Annotated in this window: 20 protein-coding genes; 9 read left to right on the forward strand and 11 right to left on the reverse strand. The window is 62.3% G+C overall.

Features of this window, described 5'->3' with window-relative positions; all coding sequences use genetic code 11:
* Positions 1–389 precede the first annotated feature (389 nt).
* Entirely contained in the window at positions 390–1,466 is a 1,077-nt protein-coding gene (gene mtnA / locus ACP7E3_RS23865) for an S-methyl-5-thioribose-1-phosphate isomerase (protein WP_057003757.1), read from the reverse strand.
* Between the two features lie 109 nt (positions 1,467–1,575).
* Here mtnA and ACP7E3_RS23870 point away from each other — a divergent pair, with 109 nt between their 5' ends.
* The 4 genes from ACP7E3_RS23870 to ACP7E3_RS23885 all read left to right on the forward strand — a co-directional run bounded on the left by ACP7E3_RS23870 (position 1,576) and on the right by ACP7E3_RS23885 (position 5,187).
* Positions 1,576–2,907, forward strand: coding sequence for a TRZ/ATZ family hydrolase (locus ACP7E3_RS23870; RefSeq protein WP_046384283.1), 1,332 nt, complete (start codon positions 1,576–1,578; stop codon positions 2,905–2,907).
* Between the two features lie 62 nt (positions 2,908–2,969).
* Complete coding sequence (gene ubiG, locus ACP7E3_RS23875; protein WP_017848856.1) at positions 2,970–3,668, forward strand: bifunctional 2-polyprenyl-6-hydroxyphenol methylase/3-demethylubiquinol 3-O-methyltransferase UbiG; 699 nt, start codon at positions 2,970–2,972, stop codon at positions 3,666–3,668.
* A 4-nt stretch (positions 3,669–3,672) separates the two neighbouring features.
* Positions 3,673–4,344 (forward strand): N-acetylmuramic acid 6-phosphate phosphatase MupP, encoded by a 672-nt coding sequence (mupP, locus tag ACP7E3_RS23880; RefSeq protein WP_046384284.1) that lies wholly within the window; start codon positions 3,673–3,675, stop codon positions 4,342–4,344.
* A 102-nt stretch (positions 4,345–4,446) separates the two neighbouring features.
* Positions 4,447–5,187, forward strand: coding sequence for a YciK family oxidoreductase (locus ACP7E3_RS23885; protein WP_017848858.1), 741 nt, complete (start codon positions 4,447–4,449; stop codon positions 5,185–5,187).
* A 118-nt stretch (positions 5,188–5,305) separates the two neighbouring features.
* Here the strand turns inward: ACP7E3_RS23885 and ACP7E3_RS23890 are convergent, their stop codons facing one another.
* From ACP7E3_RS23890 to ACP7E3_RS23915, 6 genes are read right to left on the reverse strand one after another with little or no spacing between them, the layout of a single operon-like run.
* Positions 5,306–6,820: an ABC transporter substrate-binding protein gene (locus ACP7E3_RS23890; protein ID WP_126587943.1), complete on the reverse strand. Its 1,515-nt coding sequence runs from the start codon at positions 6,818–6,820 to the stop codon at positions 5,306–5,308.
* A gap of 47 nt (positions 6,821–6,867) precedes the next feature.
* Positions 6,868–7,839 (reverse strand): ABC transporter ATP-binding protein, encoded by a 972-nt coding sequence (locus tag ACP7E3_RS23895; RefSeq protein ID WP_108524373.1) that lies wholly within the window; start codon positions 7,837–7,839, stop codon positions 6,868–6,870.
* Positions 7,836–8,792, reverse strand: coding sequence for an ABC transporter ATP-binding protein (locus ACP7E3_RS23900; protein ID WP_046384287.1), 957 nt, complete (start codon positions 8,790–8,792; stop codon positions 7,836–7,838). The genes ACP7E3_RS23895 and ACP7E3_RS23900 overlap by 4 nt, the downstream gene beginning before the upstream one ends.
* The gene (locus tag ACP7E3_RS23905; RefSeq protein WP_057003760.1) at positions 8,789–9,646 is read right to left on the reverse strand and encodes an ABC transporter permease; all 858 of its coding nucleotides are present in this window, start codon (positions 9,644–9,646) and stop codon (positions 8,789–8,791) included. Before ACP7E3_RS23905 ends, ACP7E3_RS23900 begins: the two co-directional genes overlap by 4 nt.
* The gene (locus ACP7E3_RS23910; protein ID WP_046384288.1) at positions 9,643–10,590 is read right to left on the reverse strand and encodes an ABC transporter permease; all 948 of its coding nucleotides are present in this window, start codon (positions 10,588–10,590) and stop codon (positions 9,643–9,645) included. Before ACP7E3_RS23910 ends, ACP7E3_RS23905 begins: the two co-directional genes overlap by 4 nt.
* A 3-nt stretch (positions 10,591–10,593) precedes the next feature.
* A complete protein-coding gene (locus ACP7E3_RS23915; protein WP_017848864.1) occupies positions 10,594–11,481 on the reverse strand; it encodes a proline iminopeptidase-family hydrolase in 888 nt (295 codons plus the stop codon).
* 184 nt (positions 11,482–11,665) lie between these two features.
* Here ACP7E3_RS23915 and ACP7E3_RS23920 point away from each other — a divergent pair, with 184 nt between their 5' ends.
* Together ACP7E3_RS23920 and ACP7E3_RS23925 are read left to right on the forward strand one after the other, a co-directional pair.
* Positions 11,666–12,430 carry a LuxR family transcriptional regulator gene (locus ACP7E3_RS23920; RefSeq protein WP_046384289.1) on the forward strand — a complete coding sequence of 255 codons (765 nt, stop codon included), beginning with the start codon at positions 11,666–11,668 and terminating at the stop codon, positions 12,428–12,430.
* A gap of 94 nt (positions 12,431–12,524) precedes the next feature.
* Positions 12,525–13,457, forward strand: a complete 933-nt coding sequence (locus ACP7E3_RS23925) for a proline iminopeptidase-family hydrolase (RefSeq protein ID WP_426124578.1) — start codon at positions 12,525–12,527, stop codon at positions 13,455–13,457.
* A gap of 87 nt (positions 13,458–13,544) precedes the next feature.
* Here ACP7E3_RS23925 and ACP7E3_RS23930 read toward each other — a convergent pair whose 3' ends face one another.
* On the reverse strand, positions 13,545–15,047 hold the full coding sequence (locus tag ACP7E3_RS23930) for a nucleobase:cation symporter-2 family protein (RefSeq protein WP_046490485.1): 1,503 nt from the start codon (positions 15,045–15,047) through the stop codon (positions 13,545–13,547).
* Between the two features lie 157 nt (positions 15,048–15,204).
* Between ACP7E3_RS23930 and ACP7E3_RS23935 the strand changes: the two genes are divergently transcribed.
* Positions 15,205–16,038: a nucleoside-binding protein gene (locus tag ACP7E3_RS23935; RefSeq protein ID WP_426124580.1), complete on the forward strand. Its 834-nt coding sequence runs from the start codon at positions 15,205–15,207 to the stop codon at positions 16,036–16,038.
* A 118-nt stretch (positions 16,039–16,156) separates the two neighbouring features.
* Here the strand turns inward: ACP7E3_RS23935 and punC are convergent, their stop codons facing one another.
* Complete coding sequence (gene punC / locus ACP7E3_RS23940; protein WP_134939682.1) at positions 16,157–17,341, reverse strand: purine nucleoside transporter PunC; 1,185 nt, start codon at positions 17,339–17,341, stop codon at positions 16,157–16,159.
* A gap of 122 nt (positions 17,342–17,463) precedes the next feature.
* Between punC and punR the strand changes: the two genes are divergently transcribed.
* Positions 17,464–18,378, forward strand: a complete 915-nt coding sequence (punR, locus tag ACP7E3_RS23945; RefSeq protein WP_426124582.1) for a DNA-binding transcriptional activator PunR — start codon at positions 17,464–17,466, stop codon at positions 18,376–18,378.
* 118 nt (positions 18,379–18,496) lie between these two features.
* Here the strand turns inward: punR and ACP7E3_RS23950 are convergent, their stop codons facing one another.
* Complete coding sequence (locus tag ACP7E3_RS23950; protein WP_201022033.1) at positions 18,497–19,666, reverse strand: aspartate aminotransferase family protein; 1,170 nt, start codon at positions 19,664–19,666, stop codon at positions 18,497–18,499.
* A gap of 103 nt (positions 19,667–19,769) precedes the next feature.
* Between ACP7E3_RS23950 and ACP7E3_RS23955 the strand changes: the two genes are divergently transcribed.
* Positions 19,770–20,675, forward strand: a complete 906-nt coding sequence (locus ACP7E3_RS23955; RefSeq protein WP_017848872.1) for a LysR family transcriptional regulator — start codon at positions 19,770–19,772, stop codon at positions 20,673–20,675.
* Here ACP7E3_RS23955 and ACP7E3_RS23960 read toward each other — a convergent pair.
* A complete protein-coding gene (locus ACP7E3_RS23960) occupies positions 20,672–21,295 on the reverse strand; it encodes an HAD family hydrolase (protein ID WP_169863921.1) in 624 nt (207 codons plus the stop codon). The two genes, ACP7E3_RS23955 and ACP7E3_RS23960, sit on opposite strands and share 4 nt — an antisense overlap.
* Between the last annotated feature and the right edge of the window lie 22 nt (positions 21,296–21,317).

Raw genomic sequence — 21,317 nt, forward strand, 5'->3', positions numbered from 1 at the left:
TCACATCCATATGGGACGAACGAAGCTCGCCGCTGCCGGCATGGTGCCTGGCAACGACTTACGACAAATCAACGAGTTATGACACGGATCTGCACGTTAAAGGCAGCCCCTCGGGGCGACCCTGGAAACCGCCGGATGTTATCACAATCGCCGCCACGCACCTATCCCCCTGATGGGCATGGAGCATAGTAAGTTGACGGATGACAGGCTTGAGGACGACGAGAGGGGCTTAGAGCCGGGGTGGTGCTGTTTTTGCGCGGCAGATCCGAAGAAACCATAGCCTTTCAAGGCCAATCGGGAGCAAGCCCCCTGCCACACTCAAATTGTGAACACCGTCAAATGTGGGAGGGAGCTTGCTCCCGATGGCAATCTAACAACCACCAAAGCCCTCAATGCAGGCGTTTACGGCACATCAACTTGGCGAGCTTGGCCGTGTCAGGCCGTTCGACAACACCCTTTTCGGTCACGATCACGTCGATCAAGTCGGCCGGGGTCACATCAAACACCGGATTGAAGGCATTCACATCCGCAGCAAAACGCTGCCCGGCGACGTCCAGCAACTCGCCCGCAGCGCGCTCTTCCAGGGCCACGTCATCGCCGGAGGCCATCATCAGGTCCAGGGTCGAACTCGGCGCCACCACCATGAAACGCACGCCATGGTGCATGGCGCAGACCGCCAATTGATAAGTGCCGATCTTGCCGATCACATCACCGTTGGCCGCAATGCAGTCGGCGCCGACGATCACCCAGGTCACACCTTTGGTCTTGAGGATATGCGCGCCCGCCGAGTCGGCATTGACCGTGACGGGCAGCCCCTCGCCAGCCAATTCCCACGCCGTCAGCCGCGAACCTTGCAACCATGGCCGGGTTTCGTTGACATAGACCTGCTCGACCAGCCCCTCCAGGAAGGCCGCGCGGATCACGCCGAGGGCCGTGCCGACGCCTCCTGTGGCCAGGGCGCCTGCGTTGCCATGGGTCAGGATCGCCTGGGCGTTGCCCTGGTGCTTGCGAATCCGCTCGACGCCCAACTGAGCCATGACGACGTTGGCTTCGCGATCGCTCTCATGGATCGCGATGGCTTCGGCCTCCAACACCGCCAGCGGATCGGCGTGCTGTTTGAGACGGTCCAGGCGGTCGCGCATGCGTTTGAGGGCCCAGAGCAGGTTTGCGCCGGTCGGGCGGGTATCGGCCAAAAGTGCGTAGTCTTCTTCCCATCCAGCCTGCCAGTCATCGCCCTCGGCGATCCGTTCGCGGGCGGCGAGTACCAGGCCGTAGGCGGCACTGATGCCGATGGCCGCTGCGCCGCGCACGACCATCGAGCGTATGGCCGCGGCCACTTCATCGACCGTGGAGCAGGTCACCCAGCTTTCCCGGGACGGCAAAACACGCTGGTCGAGCAGGTGCAGTGCGCCATCGCGCCAATCGATGGCCTTCACTTTCTCCGCAGCCAACAGTCGATCGCGCATCCCTCACCCCGCACTCATGAACAAAAGCCGCCGATTATAGCGATCCGCCAGCCAGGACGCTCGGGTATACTTCGCCCTTCTTTTATTGCTGCCCGGGAAGAAGCCTGCGATGACCTCCACTGCCGCCCCGCTCGACTTATTGCTACTGCCGACGTGGCTGGTACCTGTCGAACCCGCCGGCGTGGTGCTCAAGGAGCATGGCCTGGGCATCCGCGATGGGCGCATTGCCTTTATCGGCCCGCGGGCCGCGGCGCTGAAACTTTCCGCCAGTGAAGTGCGCGAGCTGCCGGGCATGCTGCTCAGCCCCGGCCTGATCAACGCCCACGGCCACGCGGCGATGACCCTGTTTCGCGGCCTGGCCGATGACCTGCCGCTGATGACCTGGCTGGAAAAACACATCTGGCCCGCCGAGACCAAGTGGGTCGATGAAGCCTTCGTGCGCGACGGCACCGACCTGGCCATCGCCGAACAGCTCAAGGGGGGCATTACTTGCTTCTCGGACATGTACTTCTTTCCCAAGGTCGCCAGTGATTGCGTCCACAACAGCGGGATGCGCGCGCAGATCGCGATTCCGATCCTCGACTTCCCGATTCCCGGCGCCAGCAGCGCCGACGAGGCGATTCGCCAGGGCATCGAGTTGTTCGGCGACCTCAAGCATCACCCGCGCATCAAGATCACCTTCGGCCCCCACGCGCCCTACACCGTGAGCGACGCCAACCTGGAAAAGATCCGGGTGATCGCCGAGGAGCTGGACGCGGCGATCCATATGCATGTGCACGAGAGCGCGTTCGAGGTACAACAGTCTGTCGAGCAGACCGGCGAACGCCCATTGGCGCGCCTCGGCCGGCTTGGCCTGCTGGGCCCGCGCTTTCAGGCTGTTCACATGACCCAAATCAGCGAGGACGACCTGGCTTTGCTGGTAGAAAGCAACACCAGCGTCATCCATTGCCCGGAATCGAACCTGAAACTGGCCAGCGGCTTCTGCCCGGTGGAGCGTCTGTGGCAGGCTGGCGTCAATGTGGCCATCGGTACCGATGGCGCCGCCAGCAACAATGACCTCGACCTGCTGGGCGAAACCCGTACCGCCGCGATGCTGGCCAAGGCCGTCTCCGGTTCGGTGACCGCCCTGGATGCCCACCGTGCCTTGCGCATGGCGACCCTCAACGGCGCCCGCGCCATGGGCCTGGAGGGCGAGATTGGCTCGCTGGAGGTCGGCAAGGCGGCGGATATCGTCGCCTTTGATCTTTCGGGGCTGGCGCAACAACCGATCTACGATCCGGTCTCACAGCTTATATATGCCACCGGACGCGATAGCGTGAAACACCTTTGGGTCGCCGGCAAGCAGTTGCTCGACAACCGGCAGTTGACCCGCATGGATGAACCACAGTTGACCGCCATGGCCATTGCCTGGGGCCAGCGCATCAGCGGGCACCGCGAATAACGCCGGTCCTGAACCCGGGTTCAGGGCCGACAAACCGATTTATCCGATTTAGAGGAACCACCATGAGCAACGTCGACCACGCCGAAATCGCCAAATTCGAAGCCCTGGCCCACCGCTGGTGGGACCGCGAAAGCGAGTTCAAACCCCTGCACGACATCAACCCGCTGCGGGTCAACTGGATTGACGAACGCATCAACCTGGCCGGCAAGAAGGTGCTGGACGTCGGTTGCGGCGGCGGCATCCTCAGCGAAGCCATGGCCCAGCGCGGCGCTACGGTGCTGGGGATCGACATGGGCGAAGCGCCGTTGGCCGTGGCCCAGTTGCATCAGCTGGAATCCGGGGTGAACGTCGAATACCGCCAGATCACCGCCGAAGCCCTGGCCGAGGAAATGCCCGAGCAGTTCGACGTGATCACCTGCCTGGAAATGCTCGAACACGTGCCGGACCCCTCCTCGGTGATCCGCGCCTGCTTCCGCATGGTCAAGCCCGGCGGCCAGGTGTTCTTCTCCACGATCAACCGCAACCCCAAGGCCTACCTGTTCGCGATCATCGGCGCCGAATACATCATGAAGCTGCTGCCGCGCGGCACCCACGACTTCAAGAAATTCATCCGCCCTTCCGAGCTGGGCGCCTGGAGCCGTCAGGCCGGGCTGAGCGTCAAGGACATCATCGGCCTGACCTACAACCCGCTGACCAAGCACTACAAGCTGGCCAGCGACGTCGACGTCAACTACATGATCCAGACCCTGCGCGAGGAGTAAGCCTGTGAAGTTGCGAGCAGTTCTCTTCGATATGGACGGTACCCTGCTGGACACCGCGCCGGACTTTATCGCCATCTGCCAGGCCATGCGCGCCGACCGTAACCTGGCGCCGATCAACGACCAGCATATCCGCGATGAAATCTCCGGCGGCGCGCGGGCGATGGTCGCCGTGACCTTCTCGATGGACCCGGAATCCCCGGGCTTTGAAGAACTGCGCCTGGAGTTCCTCGAGCGCTACCTCAAGGGCTGCGCGATCCACAGCGCGTTGTTCGACGGGATGGCCGAGCTGCTGGCAGACATCGAAAAATCCAAGCTGATCTGGGGCGTGGTCACCAACAAACCGCTGCGGTTTGCCGAGCCGATCATGCAGCAGCTGGGCCTGGCCGAGCGCTCGGCGCTGCTGATCTGCCCAGACCACGTGACGAACAGCAAGCCGCACCCGGAGCCGCTGATCCTGGCGTGCCAGATGCTCAACCTGGACCCGGCCAGCGTGCTGTTCGTCGGCGATGACCTGCGCGACATCGAGTCCGGCCGCGACGCCGGCACCCGCACGGCGGCGGTCACCTATGGCTACATCCACCCGGACGACAACCCACGTCACTGGGGCGCGGATGTGGTGGTGGATCACCCGCTGGAATTGCGCAAGGTGCTGGATAACGCGCTGTGCAGTTGCTGATGGTCTACCGGTCTTGCTGACCTATGAAGCCCCTCCCACAGGGGATCTTCAGTGTTTTCCAGCTCGGTGTTGGTCACCTAGTGAATTTTGTCGAGGCTATTTATGTTTGATTACTCTGCACGTCCCGAACTGCTCAAAGGCCGCGTCATCCTGGTGACCGGTGCCGGTCGCGGGATTGGCGCGGCGGCGGCGAAAACCTATGCCGCCCATGGCGCGACCGTGCTGTTGCTGGGCAAGACCGAAGCCAACCTGGCCCAGGTGTACGACGAGATCGAAGCCGCCGGCCACCCGCAACCGGTGGTGATCCCGTTCAACCTGGAGACCGCCCTGCCCCATCAATACGATGAGCTGGCGGCGATGATCGAAAAGGAATTCGGCCACCTCGACGGCCTGCTGCACAACGCCTCGATCATCGGCCCACGCACGCCGATCGAGCAGTTGTCCGGTGAGAACTTCATGCGGGTGATGCACATCAACGTCAACGCGATGTTCATGCTGACCAGCACGCTGTTGCCGCTGCTCAAGCTGTCCCAGGACGCCTCAGTGGTGTTCACTTCCAGCAGCGTCGGGCGCAAGGGCCGGGCGTATTGGGGTGCCTATGGCGTATCGAAATTCGCCACCGAAGGCCTGATGCAAACCCTCGCCGACGAGCTCGACACCGTTGCGCCAGTACGGGCCAACAGCATCAACCCCGGCGCCACACGCACCAGCATGCGGGCCCAGGCGTACCCGGGGGAAAACCCGGCCGACAACCCGGCGCCGGAAGACATCATGCCGGTGTACCTGTACCTGATGGGGCCGGACAGCAGCGGGATCAACGGGCAAGCGTTCGACGCGCAGTAACGGCCGACACATGTGGGAGGGGGCTTGCCCCCGATAGCAGGGTGTCAGTCACTGCATCTGTGACTGACCCACCGCCATCGGGGGCAAGCCCCCTCCCACATTTATTTAGCGGTGTTCTTTAGTTTTTCACGACTTCCTCGAGGGTGAAGCGACCCAATGGGTTTTGCAGGAAGTTGCTCACATTCTTGCGTGAGATGTTGATGTACGGGCTGTAGTACAGGTCGATCCAGTTCACATCCTGTTTCGCCAGTTTCTGCAGGTCGACGTACATCTGCTCACGCTTGGCCGGGTCGGCCTCGATGCGTGCGGCGGCGACCAGTTCCTTGACCTTGTCGTTCCTGTAGCGGGTCATGTAGTTCTTGTTGGTGTCGTGGCCCAGCACGAAGGTGGTCTTCTGGTCCGGGTCGAGGATGTCGTTGGTCCAGTACATCACCGAAATATCGTAATCACCGTCCACCAGCATCTGCCAGCTTTGGGTCGGGTCGACTTTCTGCAGGTTGGCCGTCACGCCGACCTTGGCCAACTGGTCCTTGATGATCACCGCGATCTGCTCGTCGGCTTCGTTGCCGGCGTTGACCACATAGTTCAGCTTCAAGTCCTTGGCGCCGGCGTCGGCCAGCAGTTTCTTCGCCGCGGTCGGGTCATACGGGCGCTGCAGGTTGTTGGCGTAGTGGTACAGCGAACCTTTGGGGATGTAGGAATAAGCCACAGTGCCTTGACCGTAAGTGGCCGTCTTCACCAGCGATTGTTTGTCGATGGCCATGTCCAGCGCCTGGCGTACTTCCGGCTTGGCCAGCAGGCCGTGCTCGTGGTTGATCAGCAGGTGATCTTCGCGGGTGGACGGGTCGGAATGGATCACCACGTTTTTGTCTTTCTTCAGTTCTTCAACCCGGGAGAACGGTACGAAGATCGCCGTGTCCAGCTCGTTGTTCTGCACCATACGCATGCGCGTGTTGTCGTCGGTCACCGAGACCCACTCCACGCCATCCAGGCTGACGTTCCCGGCCTGCCAGAAGTTCGGGTTTTTCTTCAGGATCACCCGATCGCCCTTGCGCCACTCGCCCACGGTAAACGCGCCGGAGGTCACCGGGTTTTCCGCGTAGGCGTCTTCGCCCATTTTGCTCATGGCCTTTTCCGACAGGATCGACACCGTCGGCGACGCCAGTTGCGAGAGGAACGCGACAGCCGGAGTCTTCAGCGTTACCACCAGGGTTTGCGGGTCGGCGGCCTTGGCCGTGTCGATCAGGCTGAACGGGTCGCTCCACAGCGAGGCCTTGTTGTCACGGATGCGCAACAGGCTGAACGCCGCATCCTCTGCGGTGATCGGCGAGTCATCCGAGAACTTCGCCGCACGCAGCTTGAAGGTGTAGGTCAGGCCGTCCTTGGAAATCTCCCAGCTTTCAGCCAGCCCCGGCTCCATCTTGGTGCCCAGGTTGTCCACGCGCACCAGGGTGTCGTAGACGTTGGCAAAGACCCAGGTGTCGCGGTTTTGCGCGCTTTTGATCGGATCAAACGTGGTGCTGTCTTCCCGGCAACCGATGGTGAGAACACCGGCGGCCTGGGCAAGACCGGCGGTCAGCGACCAGGCGGTCAATGTGGCGGCGGCGAGCAACTTCAAGTGGCGCGATTGCATGTCATAACTCCTTGTTTATAACGGCGGTTGTTCAAGAATGGCAGGGGTCAAAGCAAAGGTTCTTCAAGCACGCAACTGTACCGATGCTCGTGCAGGAAATGGGTCGGCGGCAACACCACGGAACACACGGTCTGGGCATACCGGCAACGCGGGTGAAAAGCACAGCCTGTAGGCAAATTCAGCGGGCTCGGCGGCTCGCCGGGCAAGGGCTCCGTGGGCAACGGCCGATGCGGATCGATCTCGGGAATCGCCTGGATCAACGCCGCCGTATACGGGTGACGCGGTGAAGTGAAGACCGCTTCCACCGGCCCCTCCTCGACGATCTGGCCCAGGTACATCACCGCCACGCGGTCGCACAGGCGGCGCACGATGGCCAGGTCATGGGCGATGAACAGGATCGCCAGGTTCATGCGCTGTTGCAGTTCCAGCAACAGGTTGATGATCTGTCCCTGGATCGAGACATCCAGTGCCGCCACGCATTCATCGGCAACGATCAAGCGCGGCTCCACCGCCAGCGCCCGGGCGATGCCGACTCGCTGGCACTGGCCGCCGCTGAGGGAGCCGGGCTTGCGAGCGGCCAATTCAGGGCGCAGGCCGACCAGCTCGAGTAATTCGTCGACACGCCGCGCGATCTGCTGCGGCGCGACTTTGCGCTGCACCCGCAACACTTCGGCAAGGGTTTCGCCGATGGTGTGGCGTGGGTTCAGCGCGGCATACGGGTCTTGGAAGATCATCGCGGTTTCATGGCGCAGGCGGGCGATGTCGACGGCGCTGCCGTGGGCCATGTCGATGCCGTCGAACAGCACCTGCCCGGCGCTGATCGGGTTGAGGTGCAGAATCGCCCGGCCGAGGGTACTTTTGCCGCTGCCGGATTCGCCCACCAGCCCCAGGGTCTCGCCCGCCGCCAGGTTCAGCGACACACCGTTGACCGCCCTCACCCACTGTTTGTGCAGGCCGAACATCCCGCTGCCGGACGCGGCAAACCGTACCTCCAGGTCCTTGATCTGCAACAGGCTCATGGGCGATCTCCCAACGGATAGTGACAGGCCACCCGCGCACCTTCCGGCAAGCGTTCGCGACACAGGCTGCCGACTTGCGGGCAACGCGGGTGGAAGCGGCACCCGACGGGCAACGCATCGAGCAACGGCGGCTGGCCAGCAATGGTGCGCAGCAAGGCGTGGCCGCTGCTGTGGGCCGGCTGGCAATCGATCAGCCCCGCGGTGTACGGGTGTCGGGGATGGGCGAGCAACTCGTATTTACTGGCGTGCTCGCACAGGCGCCCGGCGTACATCACCGCGATGGAGTCGCAGGTTTGCGCCACCACGCCGAGGTCGTGGGTGATCATGATGATCGACAAGCCACGCTGGTCGCGCAGCTCCAGCAACAGCCGCAGGATTTGCGCCTGCACGGTCACATCGAGGGCCGTGGTGGGTTCGTCGGCAATCAGCACTGTCGGGTTGCAGCCCAATGCCACGGCGATCATGGCGCGCTGGCGCATGCCGCCGGAAAACTCGTGAGGGTAGTTGTCGACCCGCGCCTGGGGATCGGGAATGCCCACTTGGCGCAACACTTCGATGGCTTGCCGGCGCGCGTCTTTTTTCGACGCGCCTTGATGCAGGCGGATGCCCTCGGCGATCTGTTCGCCGATACGCATCAGCGGGTCGAGGTGGCTGCTGGGGTTCTGGAAGATCATGCCCAATTGCCCGCCACGGATTGCGCGCATGCCTGCGTCGTCCAGTGGCAGCAAGTCCTGGCCGGCCAGGCGCACCGCGCCGCCCTGCACGCGCAGGTTGGGCGACGGCAACAGGCGGATCAGCCCGCGACAGGCCATGGTCTTGCCCGAGCCGCTTTCGCCTACCAGGCCGAGGATCTCGCCTTCGGCCAGGTCGAAGGAGACGCGGTCGACCAGGGTCACGTCGCGCCCGGCATTGTTGGCGATCACGCTCAGGTCGCGCACTTGCAGCAGGCTCATGGGCGCTCTCCCAACACTTGCGCCACGCCATCGGCCAGCAGGCTGAAGCCCATGGCCAGGGTCACGATGGCCAGCCCCGGAAAAGTACAGATCCACCAGGCGGTGGTAATGAAGGCCTGCCCTTCGGCGACCATCGTTCCCCACTCGGCGGTCGGCGGTTGCACGCCCAGGCCCAGGTAACTCACCGCTGCGCCGTTGAGCAGCACCAGCACCGCGTCAGACATGGAAAACACAATCGAGCCAAACATCGCATTCGGCAGCAAGTGCCGGAACAGAATGCGCCCATGGCCAAAGCCGAGGCTTTTGGCCGCCAGGGCGAAGTCACTTTCCTTGAGCACCAGGATCTGCGAGCGGATCAACCGCGCATACGACACCCAGCCCACCAGCGCCATGGCGATATAGAAACTCTTCAAGCCCGGACCGAGGATGGCCATGATTGCCAGCATCAACACCAGGAACGGGAACGCCAGGATCACGTCGATGACGCGCATGCAGACGCTGTCGAAACGCCCGCCGATATAGCCGGAGACCGCGCCGATAAAGGTACCGATCATGAACGGGAAGATCACCCCGACAATCGCCAATTGCAGGTCGATGCGTGCGCCCCAGATCACCCGCGAGAGAATATCGCGGCCATAATTATCCGTACCGAAGGGATGGCCCAGGCTCGGCCCGAGCAAGCTGAGATCGGTGTTCTGCGCGATCGGGTCGAACGGCGCGAGCCACGGCGCAAACAACGCCAGGCCCAGCCACGCCAGCAGAATCAGCAAACCCCACGCGGCGGTCAGCCGCCCGTCGCGCAAGCCAAAGCGCAGGCGCAAGCGCCATGGCGCGATCAGTGGACGAGTGCTCATTGCATCTTCACCCGTGGGTCGAGGGCGACGGTCACCACATCCGCGACGAAGTTGACCACCACCGTCGCACAGGCCAGCACCATGGCCACGCCCTGCACCACCATGTAGTCTCGGGTAAAGATGCCGCGCACCAGTAACTGGCCGATGCCGGGAATGGCGAACAGGCTTTCGATAACCACCGTGCCGCTGATCAGCCAACCGATATTCACCGCCAGCAGGTTGACCGTCGGCACCAGGGAATTGGGCAGTACATGCCGGCGAAACACCGCCGCTTCCGACAACCCGCGCGCCCGGGCAGCGGTAACATGGTCCGCCTGCAACTCCATCAACATGCTCGCCCGCAGGTTGCGCACCAGCACCGCCGACAGGGCCAGGGCGATGGTCAGGCACGGCAGGACCATATGGTGCGCCTTGTCCAGCCAGGTGCGACCGTAGCCGGACACCGGAAACAGGCCCCATTGCACGCTAAGCAGCAGGATCAGCATCAACCCCAGCCAAAATGCCGGCATACCCAGGCCGACGGTGGTGAACACGCGGATCAGGTTGTCCGCCCAGCCGCCTTTGCGCCGCGCCGCGACGGTGGCCAGCGGCACTGCGATCAGCAGCGCCAGCAGCACACTGCCGAGCACCAGCACCAGGGTCGGCTCGATACGGGTGACGATCAGCTTCAACGCGTCGACCTTGTACAACAGCGATTGGCCGAGGTCGCCCTTGAGCAGGTTTTTCAAGAAGTAAAAATATTGCAGCCACAGCGGCTGGTCGAGCCCGAACTGTGCGCGGATCTTCAGCAACGCATCCGGCGTGCTGCGCGAGCCGAGCAGCGCGCGCGCCGGGTCACCGGGAATCGAGCGCACCAGCACGAAGGTGATCAGGCTGATGCCGAACAGCACCGGCAGCAATTGCAGCGGCCGGGTCAGCACGAAGCGGTAGCGCGCCAGGTTCATCCGTCAGCCTCGGTGACGAGCGAGGAAGTCCAGCAGTACCGGGAAGTACGCCTGGGGCTCTTCGTAAAATGGCATATGGCTGCTGTTGCGGAACACATGCAATTCGGCGTGCCGGGCGGCCAGTTTCATGCGCAGGGCGCAGGCCGGGGTGAGCTCGTCGTGCTGGCCGGTGGTGATCAGCATCGGCATGTTGAAATCGGCCATCTCGGCGATGCGGTTCCAGTCCTTGAGGTTGCCGATATACAGAAATTCGTTGGGGCCCTGCATGGTTGCGTAAGGGCCCATGTTCCAGTCGTCAAGGGAGCGCCGGAGCGGCGCCGGCCATTCGTCCAGGCGGCACACATGGCGATAATTGAGCAAGGTGATCGCGGCCTGGTACTGCGGATGATCCAGCGTCCCCATGGCTTCATGGCGCTGCATCATCGCCACGGTTTCACTGCCGAGGGCGCCGCGCAGGCGTTCGAGTTCCTGGGAGAGGTGCGGAATGTCGCCGACGGTGTTTTCCAGGATCAGGCTTTTCAGCGCATCGGGGTAATGGATGGCGTATTCGATGCCCAGCCAGCCGCCCCAGGAATGCCCGAGCAAATGCACACGGCCCAGGCCCAGGGTTTGGCGCACGGTTTCGACTTCTTCGACATAACGGCCGATTTCCCACAGGGAAACATCGGTCGGTCTGGCTGAAGCACCGGTGCCAAGCTGGTCGAATGCAACCACTCGCAGGTCATGCTCTTTGAGCCAGCCATGGGCGTCGCGCAAATAGTCACACGGTAGCCCTGGCCCGCCGTTGAGGCACAACAGCACCTCATCGCCTTCGCCAAAGCTGTAGACCGCGAGGTCATGGCCATCGACTTGCACGGTGTACTGCTGGTCGGGGGCTATTTCACGCCACATGCATACGTTCCTTGTGTGGTATCGGCCTGGCGGGTTGCGGCCGCTTATGAGGCCATAAGCTACCGAGGATGCCGTGCATCCATAACCTAGTATTTCTTATAGGTTTGGCCTGGCAGTCCTTCGCCGGGGCGTGGCATTCTACTTGCAGCAAGTCGAGATTCATATGAATTCGGGAGCAGAACGGATGCTGGCCAAGCTAACTGCCTTCAATCACCGTCTCATGCCGGGCAGGAGCCTGGACGAGCAGATGGACAATGCGTTTATTCTAGCCCAACAGTTGGGTTTCGATGCGCTGGTGTATGACTACTCGCCGGTGCCCATCGACCTCAACGGCACGTTGATCACACCTTCGGTGCTGCAACTGCGCAACACGCCTTCCGATTGGCATGCCTTGTGGTGCGGCGAAGGGTTCTACCAGATCGATCCGGTGCAGCACCTGGCCTTGAATACGGTGTCGCCGTTTGTCTGGTCCTACGAGGCCAAGGCGCAGACGGCGCTGCAGAAGATCATCGACCCGTGCCACGCCCCCGTCTCGTCTTACCTGCATGACCAGCAACTGACCTGCGGCGTCAGCGTGCCGATTCATCTGCCCCGGGGCGGCTTCGCATCGTTGACCGGCTTGCGCACCGGCAAGGCGCATACGGTGCTGGAGGACGCGCAACAGAGCTTGTCGGATTTCGGCCTGATTTCCCATGCGCTGCAGGAAGCGGCCTACCCACTGTTCAGCAATGAACTACGCACCTACCCGCATATCCGTCTGACCAAACGCGAGCGCGAGTGCCTGAAATGGGCCGCCGACGGCCTGACCGCCGCCGAAATCGCCACGCAACTGAGCCGCTCGCTGGCGGTCGTCACCCTGCATCTTGCCTCGGCAATGCACAAACTGGGGGCGAAAAATCGCGTACAGGCCGTGGTGCGCGCCACTCATTACCGCTTGCTGGAAGATTGACCCTTCGGCAAAACCTAGCTGTTTTGCTAGTTACCTAAACGTCGCGTGCCGATTATCGTGTCCCTGATACTTTTTTTTCAAAGCAGGATACGAAATGGAATTCATCGAAAAAGTCCGCGAAGGGTTTGCGCCCTTCGGCCCCTATCAGACCTGGTATCGCGTCACCGGCGACCTGGCCTCGGGCCGTACACCGCTGGTGATCATCCACGGCGGTCCCGGCTGCACCCATGATTACGTCGATGCCTTCAAGGACGTCGCCGCCAGTGGTCACGCCGTCATCCACTACGACCAACTGGGCAACGGCCGCTCCACGCACTTGCCCGACAAAGCCTCCTCCTTCTGGACTGTCAGCCTGTTCCTCGACGAACTGAACAACCTGCTGGACCACCTGCAAATCAGCCAGGACTACGCGATTCTCGGGCAATCCTGGGGCGGCATGCTCGGCAGCGAACACGCGATTCTGCAACCCAAGGGCCTGCGTGCGTTTATCCCGGCCAACTCGCCCACCTGCATGCGTACCTGGGTCAGCGAAGCCAACCGCCTGCGTCAGCTGCTGCCCGAAGGCGTGCATGAAACCCTGCTCAAGCATGAAGCCGCCGGCACCTACCAGGACCCGGAATACCTCGCCGCCTCGCGGATTTTCTACGACCAGCACGTCTGCCGGGTCAACCCATGGCCGGACGAGGTTGCGCGCACATTCGCCCAGGTCGATGCAGACCCGACCGTGTACCACGCCATGAGCGGCCCGACCGAGTTCCATGTGATCGGCAGTTTGAAGGACTGGAACGTGATTGGCCGTCTGTCGGCAATCAAGGTGCCGACCCTGGTGATTTCCGGCCGGCATGACGAAGCCACGCCGCTGGTGGTCAAGCCGTTCCTGGATGAAATCGCGGATGTGCGCTGGGCGCTGTTTGAAGACTCCAGCCACATGCCCCATGTCGAAGAGCGCCAGGCGTGCATGGGGACAGTGGTGAAGTTTTTGGATGAGGCGTGTTCAGTGCCGCACAAGACCCTCAAAGCAAGCTGACGAGCAATGTGGCAGCGGGCCTGCTCATGATGGCGGTGGTTCAGTCAGCGCCTGACCGCCATCGCGAGCAAACCCGCTGCCACCGTTTCAAACCTCGCTGGTCTCGGCCTTCGCGGTTTTTCTCGGCACCTCGGCCACCACTGGAATCTCCTTGCCTTCGGCATCGAACAGCTTGCCGCCCCTGAAGTAATCGCCTTCGCGCAAGACGGCCACATCCTGGAAACACAGGCTGCGCTCAGTCCCGGCCACAAACACCGACTGCTGGTCCGAATTGCCGGCGGTGAAGTGGTTGAACGCCAGGTTCAGCAAGATCGCCATGATCGCCGACGAACTGATGCCCGAATGGAAAATGGTCGCGAACCAGCTGGGAAAATGATCGTAGAAGCTCGGCGCGGCAATCGGGATCATGCCGAAACCGATGGACGTGGCCACGATGATCAGGTTCATGTTGTTGCGGTAATCCACCTTGGACAGTGTGCGAATACCGCTGGCTGCCACGGTGCCGAACAACACGATCCCGGCACCACCCAACACCGAGGTCGGCACTGCCGCAATCACCCGCCCCATGAACGGCAGCAGGCCGAGGACGACCAGGAACAACCCGCCCGTCGCGACCACAAAACGACTTTTCACCCCGGTGACCGCCACCAGGCCGACGTTCTGGGCGAACGCGCTCTGGGTAAACGAACCAAAGATCGGCGCGAACAGGCTCGACAGCATGTCGGCACGCAAGCCATTGCCCAGGCGTTTGGAGTCGACTTTGGTGTCGATGATCTCGCCCACGGCCAGGATGTCCGCCGAAGTCTCCACCAGCGTCACCATCACCACAATGCACATGGAAATGATCGCGGCCACATGGAAGGTCGGCATGCCGAAATGGAACGGTGTGGGGAAGCCGAACATCGGCCCCTGGGTCACGCCGGAAAAGTCCGCCATGCCCAGGAACACCGCAATCACGGTGCCGATCACCATCGCCAGCAGGATCGATAACCGCGAGATCGTCGCGCTGCCGATCTTGCTCAGCAACAACACCAGCAACAGGGTCAACGCGGCCAGGCCGACGTTCGCCATGCTGCCGAAATCCGCCGCACGGCTGTTGCCGCCCATGGCCCAGCGTGCGGCCACCGGCATCAGCGTCAGGCCGATGGTGGTGATCACAATGCCGGTCACCAACGGCGGGAAAAACTGGGTGATCCGCGAGAACACCGGCGTGATCAGCAGCCCGATAAACGACGCAGCCATCACCGCCCCGAGAATCGCTGGCACCCCACCGGCGCCATCACTGCCGACAATCGCCACCATCGTCGCCACGCCGGCAAACGACACGCCCTGCACCAGCGGCAACTGACAACCAAAGAACGGCAGGCCAAGGGTTTGCAACAACGTGGCCAGGCCGCCGGCAAACAGCGACGCGGCGATCAACAGGCCGATATCCGCCGGCGACAACCCGGCCGCCTGGCCGACGATCAACGGTACGGCAACGATGCCGCCGTACATGGTGAGCACATGCTGCAGGCCGTAAGCCATGTTGGCGGCGACGCCGAGATTCTCATCTTCGGGTCGTTGCGATGACGCCTTCGGGATAGTCATGGTGAGGGGTTCTCTGTTTTTGTTGTGGCGCCACTGTATGCAATACCGTGACTATATGTCCATAGAGTTGTATACAATCATTCGAACAAGATACCCTCCACCGGCGTTACAAAAACAATCCGGCCGTCATGAGCCAGAACGCCATAGGACCTAAACAATGAAAAAGGCATTACAGGGCGCAACCGTTGCATTGACCCTCCTCGGCGGCGGGGAGGCTGTCGCGCTGGAATGGATGAACAACAGCGTAGGATTTCGCTACGGCCAGCAATTCACCAACCCGAACAACCCCGACGCATTCAGCAAGCGCATCTACAGCGTCACCCACGCCAGTGGCTACCAGTACGGCAGCAACTTTCTGAACCTCGATGTGTTTTTGTCCGACAGCCGCGACCCGCGCAAGGGCACCGACCACGGCGGCAGTGAGGTGTATGCGGTATACCGACACCAGTTGTATGCCTCTCGCGTTTTCGATACGCCGTTGGGCGCCGGGTTGATCAAGGACTACGCCCTGACCCTGGGCTTCGATGCCAACCGCAACAACAACTTTGCCTCGGCGAAAAAACGCGCGCTGGTGTTCGGCCCGACCTTGAAGTTCAACACCGTCGGCGTATTGGACCTGAGCCTGATGTATTACAAAGAACGCAATCACAGCGGGATTCCCGGCGCGAAAGAGTCGGACCATACCTTCGACGACACCTACATGCTCAACCTGACGTGGATGCGTCCGTTCGAGATCGGCAGCCACGCGGCCAAGTTCCAGGGGTTTATCAACCATGTCGGCAACAAGGGCGAGGACTTCCACGGCCGCGATACCGCAGCGGAAACGCTGATGCGTAGCGCGCTGATGGTCGCGGTGCGACCCGGCAAGCGCGTAACGCCGAACCTGTACCTCGGAGTGGGCTACGAGTACTGGCATAACAAGTTCGGTGTGGACGGCGGTCGGGGCAGTCGCACGTCGACACCCACGCTGAATATGGAAGTGACGTTCTAGGATTTACCGCTCAAGCCCCTGAAGAAACCGTAATCACGTGTGGGAGTTGGCTTGCCTGCGATCGCATCGGCTCGGTAAACCTGATGCAGCGCAGGCTATCCAGCGCGCACCTGTCAGATCAAGCATTCGCCAACTGCGAATCATCGGTTTTCGGCCGCGCCAACCAGTAACCCAGCACCGCCAGCGGCGCGGTCGCCAGCATCACGATCACGGTGATCAGCAGCGGCTGTTCGAGCATCGACGACACCAACAGGCTGCTGAGAAAACACAGGCCCAGTTGCAGGGTGTTTTGCAGCGCCGCTGCCTTGCCGGAATTTTCCGCAAACGGCATCAGCGCATTCGCCACCACGATGGGATAACTGGCGCCGTTGACCAGCGCCATCAGGCAGAACGGGATCAGCAAGGTGGTCAGGGTCGGCACGCTCAAGGTGGCGACCAGGTACAACGCCAGCATGCTGATGCAGTAGGCCACCAGCAGCCAGGGCAACAGCGTCTTGCCCTGGAATCGCTGCAACGCGCTGCGGCAGCTGTAGCCTCCGATCAGGAACGCGAGGGTCGGCAGCACATAACTCAGGCCAATGTCATTCGGGCTGTAGCCCATATCGCCGAGGATGAACGGCGAGGCGGTCAACCAGGCGAAGAAACTGGCGGAGCAGGCAGCAAAGATCATGACGTTGCCGGTGAACACGCGCGAGCCGAGCAATTGTCCATATCCGAGGCGCGTCGGTTCACCCGCCTCCGCCAGCCGTTTCGGCGCGGTGCGCAGGAACAGAGTCGGCAGCAGCAACAGCAGCGACACGCCCAGCAACACCGCGAAAATCGCCTGCCAGCCAAAGTGATTCAGCACCATGGCCCCCAACAGCGGCGCCAGGGCCGGCGACAACGACATCAGCGGCATGATGCTGGCGAACACGCGGTGAGCCTTGTCGGCCGGGTAGCGGTCAATCACCAGTGCCTGCCAGCTCACGGCGGCGGAACACACGCCAATCGCCTGGATAAAACGCAGTGCCAGCAGCTGCGTGGCGGTCTCGACCCAGAACATGCCGACGCAACCCAGCACGAACAGGCTCAGGCCCGTGAGCAGGATCGGTTTGCGCCCCAGTCGGTCAGACAACGGCCCCCACAACAACTGCCCCACGGCAAAGCCCGCGAGGAAAATACTCAAGCTGGCGCCCACCGCGCCCGCGCCGATGTGTAATTGCTCGCCCATGGCACCGAACGCCGGCAAGTACATGTCCATGGCGAGATAACCGAGCATGCTCAGCCCCGCCAGGTACCAGGTGAAACCAAAAGAATTTTTCATTGAAGCCTTGTTGAACCTGCCATCAAACTATTTGCTGACTGCTGCCCATTATGAAGCTGGCAGCCTCTCTGTGAAGCGATAATAATTGGATACTTCTATCAATTAATTTGAAGGCAACCACCATGTGGTCCGAATACTCCCTGGATGTGGTCGATGCCGTCGCACGCCATGGCAGCTTCAGCGCCGCCGCCCAGGAATTGCACCGCGTGCCGTCGGCCATCAGCTACACGGTGCGTCAGTTGGAAGAGTGGCTGGCCGTGCCCTTGTTCGTGCGGCGCCATCGCGACGTCGAGCTCACCGCGGCCGGCCGTCTATTTATAGACGAAGCCCGCGGCGTGATGAAAACCATGCTCGGTACACGGCGCCTGTGCCAGCAAGTGGCCAATGGCTGGAGCGGCCAGTTGAAGGTCGCGGTGGACTCCATCGTCAAACCCCAGCGCTGCCGGCAGTTGGTGCTGGATTTCTATCGGCGGTTCCCTGACGTGGAATTGCTGCTGGAGTACGAGGTGTACAACGGCGTGTGGGACGCCCTCGCCGATGAGCGCACCGACATCGTGATCGGCGCCACCAGCGCGGTGCCGGTGGCGAGTCACTTTACGTTTCGCGATATGGGCCTGTTGAACTGGTTGTGCGTGGTCAGCGCGAAACATCCGCTGGCGGCGCAGGATGGTTTGCTCAGTGACGATCAACTGCGCCCGTTCGCGTCCCTGTGCATGACCGACACCTCGCGCAACCTGCCCAAGCGCGATACCTGGACCCTGGATAACCAGCGTCGGCTGGTGGTACCGAACTGGGCCTCGGCCATTGACTGCCTGCGCGACGGCCTGTGCGTCGGCATGGCGCCGGCGCATCAGGTGTTGCCGTGGATCGAACGTGGTGAGTTGGTCGCGCTGCAACTGCACAGGCCGTTCCCGGCCAGCCCGTCATGCGTGGCCTGGGCACAGAACAAACTGTCCCCGGCGATGAGTTGGTTGCTGGACTACCTGGGGGATAGCGAGACGATGAACCAAGAGTGGTTGAATGGGAGTGACCACTGAAGATCACCGGAATCCCCTGTAGGAGGGGGCTTGCCCCCGATGGCGGTGTGTCAGTTGCAGATTGCTCGACTGATACACCGCCATCGGGGGCAAGCACCCTCCCACAGGGGATCTCATTTCAATCCAGCAAGCGGGTGATGGCCCGCACGATCATCTCGACCTCCTTGGCCTCCAGGGTCAGCGGCGGCAGCAGGCGAATCACCTTGCCCCGCGTCACGTTGATCAACAACCCATGTTCCTCGGCGGCGCGCAGGGCCAGCTCGCGACACGGGTCTGCCAGCTCGATGCCGATCATCAAGCCCTTGCCGCGAATCGCCAGGACCTGCGGGTGCTCATCCAACTCCACCCGTAAGCGGGCCAACAAGCGCTCGCCCTGTTGCGCGGCGTTCTGCAGCAGGCCTTGTTCTTCAATGATCTCCAGCACGGTGCAACCCACCCGGCAGGCCAATGGGTTACCGCCGAACGTGCTGCCGTGGCTGCCCGGAGTGAACAAGTCGGCCGCCACGTTCCTGGCCAGGCAGGCACCGATGGGCACGCCGTTGCCGAGGCCTTTGGCCAGGGTCATCACGTCCGGCACGATGCCCTCGTGCTGGAAGGCAAACCAGGCGCCGGTGCGGCCGATGCCGGTCTGGATTTCATCGAGCATCATCAGCCAGCCGTGGCGCGTGCAGTGAGCGCGCAGGGCTTTCAGGTAACCCGGCGGCGCCACTTGCACCCCGCTTTCGCCCTGGATCGGTTCCAGCAAGACCGCTGCGATGCGCGTGCCGAACGTTTGCGTGATCGCCTCCAGCGCCGCCAGGTCGCCGAAGCCGACTTTGAGAAAATCCCCCGGCAAGCGCTGGAACCCCAAGCGTACCGAAGGCCCGTCGCTGGCCGCCATGGTGCCCAGCGTGCGGCCGTGGAAGGCGTTTTCCATCACCACCACCAACGGCGCCTCGATGCCTTTTTTCCAGCCGTGCAGCCGCGCCAGTTTTAGCGCGGTCTCGTTGGCTTCGGCGCCGGAGTTGTTGAAAAACGCACGATCGAGGCCCGACAGTTGGGTCAGACGCTGGGCCAAGCGTTGTTGCCAATCGATGCTGTAGAGGTTGGAGGTGTGCAACAGCAGCCCGGCTTGTTCGCTGATGGCTGTCACCAGTTTCGGATGGGAGTGCCCGACGTTGGTCACGGCCACGCCTGCCACGGCGTCCAGGTATTCGCGCCCCTGCTGGTCCCACAGGCGCGTGCCCAGGCCACGCGCAAAGCTCAAGGCCAAGGGTTGGTAAGTGGTCATCAGGCAAGCGGCGGTCATGGTGGCAAGCTCCAGTGCTGGGTTGGGATGGGTCCAGTATCGTTAGCCACCCAAGCTGGATAAACTGTGCTTTTCTGCAATGACTTTAAACCAGGGCTTGATAATGGATCTGTTCCAGGCGATGTCGGTGTATGTGAAAGTGGTCGAGACCGGCAGCATGACCGCCGCGGCCCATGCCAGTGGGATGTCGACCACCATGGTCGGCAACCACTTGCGCGCCCTGGAGCAACGCCTGGGGGTCAGCCTGCTCAAGCGCACCACGCGCAAGCAAAGCCTCACGGAATTCGGCGGGCAGTATTACCAGCGCTGCCTGGAAGTGCTGGGGCTGGTGGCCGACTCCGAGCAATTGGCCGAACAGGCCCACAGCGACGTGCCCAAGGGCACCCTGCGCATCACCGCCCCGCCCGCCTTCGGCACCGAACGCCTGGCGCCGGCCTTGAGCGAATTTTCCCAACGTTACCCGCTGATCAAGCTGTACGTGGTGCTCAGCAATCAACGCATGGACCTGGTCGACAGCGGCTTCGACGTGGCCATCCGCCTGGGCGAGCTGGAACCCTCAAGCCTGATCGCCCGGCCCCTGCAGGACTACACCATCACCCTGTGCGCCGCGCCGGATTACCTGGCGCGACGCGGCACGCCGCAAACGCCCGAGGATCTGCAACAACACGACTGCCTGGCCTTCGCCTACCCATCCGGCGACGATTGGCGTAACGCCGACAAACTGTGGCGCATGAGCGACGCGGACGGCGAAGTGGAGATTCCGGTGTCCGGCTCGCTGACCATCAACAGCTCGCAAGCCCTGCGCCAGGCGGCAGTGCAAGGCATGGGCATCGTCATGCTGCCCGATGCCCTGGTGCAGCCCGACCTGCAGAGCGGGAAGCTGGTGGCCTTGCTGACCGCCTATCAACTGCCCCGCCGCCCCATGCATTTGCTGTACGGCCAGGATCGTTACCGCCTGCCTAAACTGCGGGCGTTCGTGGATTTTGCCCTGGAGAAATGGGCGCGCTAAAAGCCCACGCCCAATTCACGCAGACGCTCAGCGGTGCGCTCGGCGCAAACGTGGTGAATGCCTTGCCAGCCCAGCGCGATAGCCGCGTCGATATTGCCCGCGACATCATCGATGAACACCACTTCGGCAGGCTGGATATCCGGCAGATGAGCACGCACCTGGCCGAGGCTGGCGTGATAGATCGCGGCATCGGGCTTGATCAGCTTCAACTCGCCGGAGACCACGATGTCGCGAAAACACTGCAGGAACGGGTAGTTGGCCCGCGCATAGGGGAACGTCTCGGCCGACCAATTGGTGAGCCCGAACAGCGGCACGTCGGCCTGATGCAGCGCCTTGAGAATGGCCACGCCCTCGGGCAACGGCCCGCGCAGCATTTCATGCCAGCGGTCGTAGTAGGCCGTGATCAAGGTTTCGTGCTGGGGATATTGCGCGACCAGGCTGCGCGTCGCCTCGGCCAGGGTGCGACCGGCGTCTTGCTCGGTGTTCCAGGCCTGGGTGCAGATGTTGTCGAGGAACCATTGCCGCTCGTCATCATCGGCGATCAGCTGGCGGTACAGGTGCTGCGGGCTCCAATCGAACAGGACACCGCCAAAATCAAAAACGACTGCACGAATCGTCATCAGATCCTCCGTTAGCGTGAGT

This window comes from Pseudomonas sp. PSPC2-3 (genome assembly GCF_049898265.1).
Lineage (GTDB): Bacteria > Pseudomonadota > Gammaproteobacteria > Pseudomonadales > Pseudomonadaceae > Aquipseudomonas > Aquipseudomonas veronii.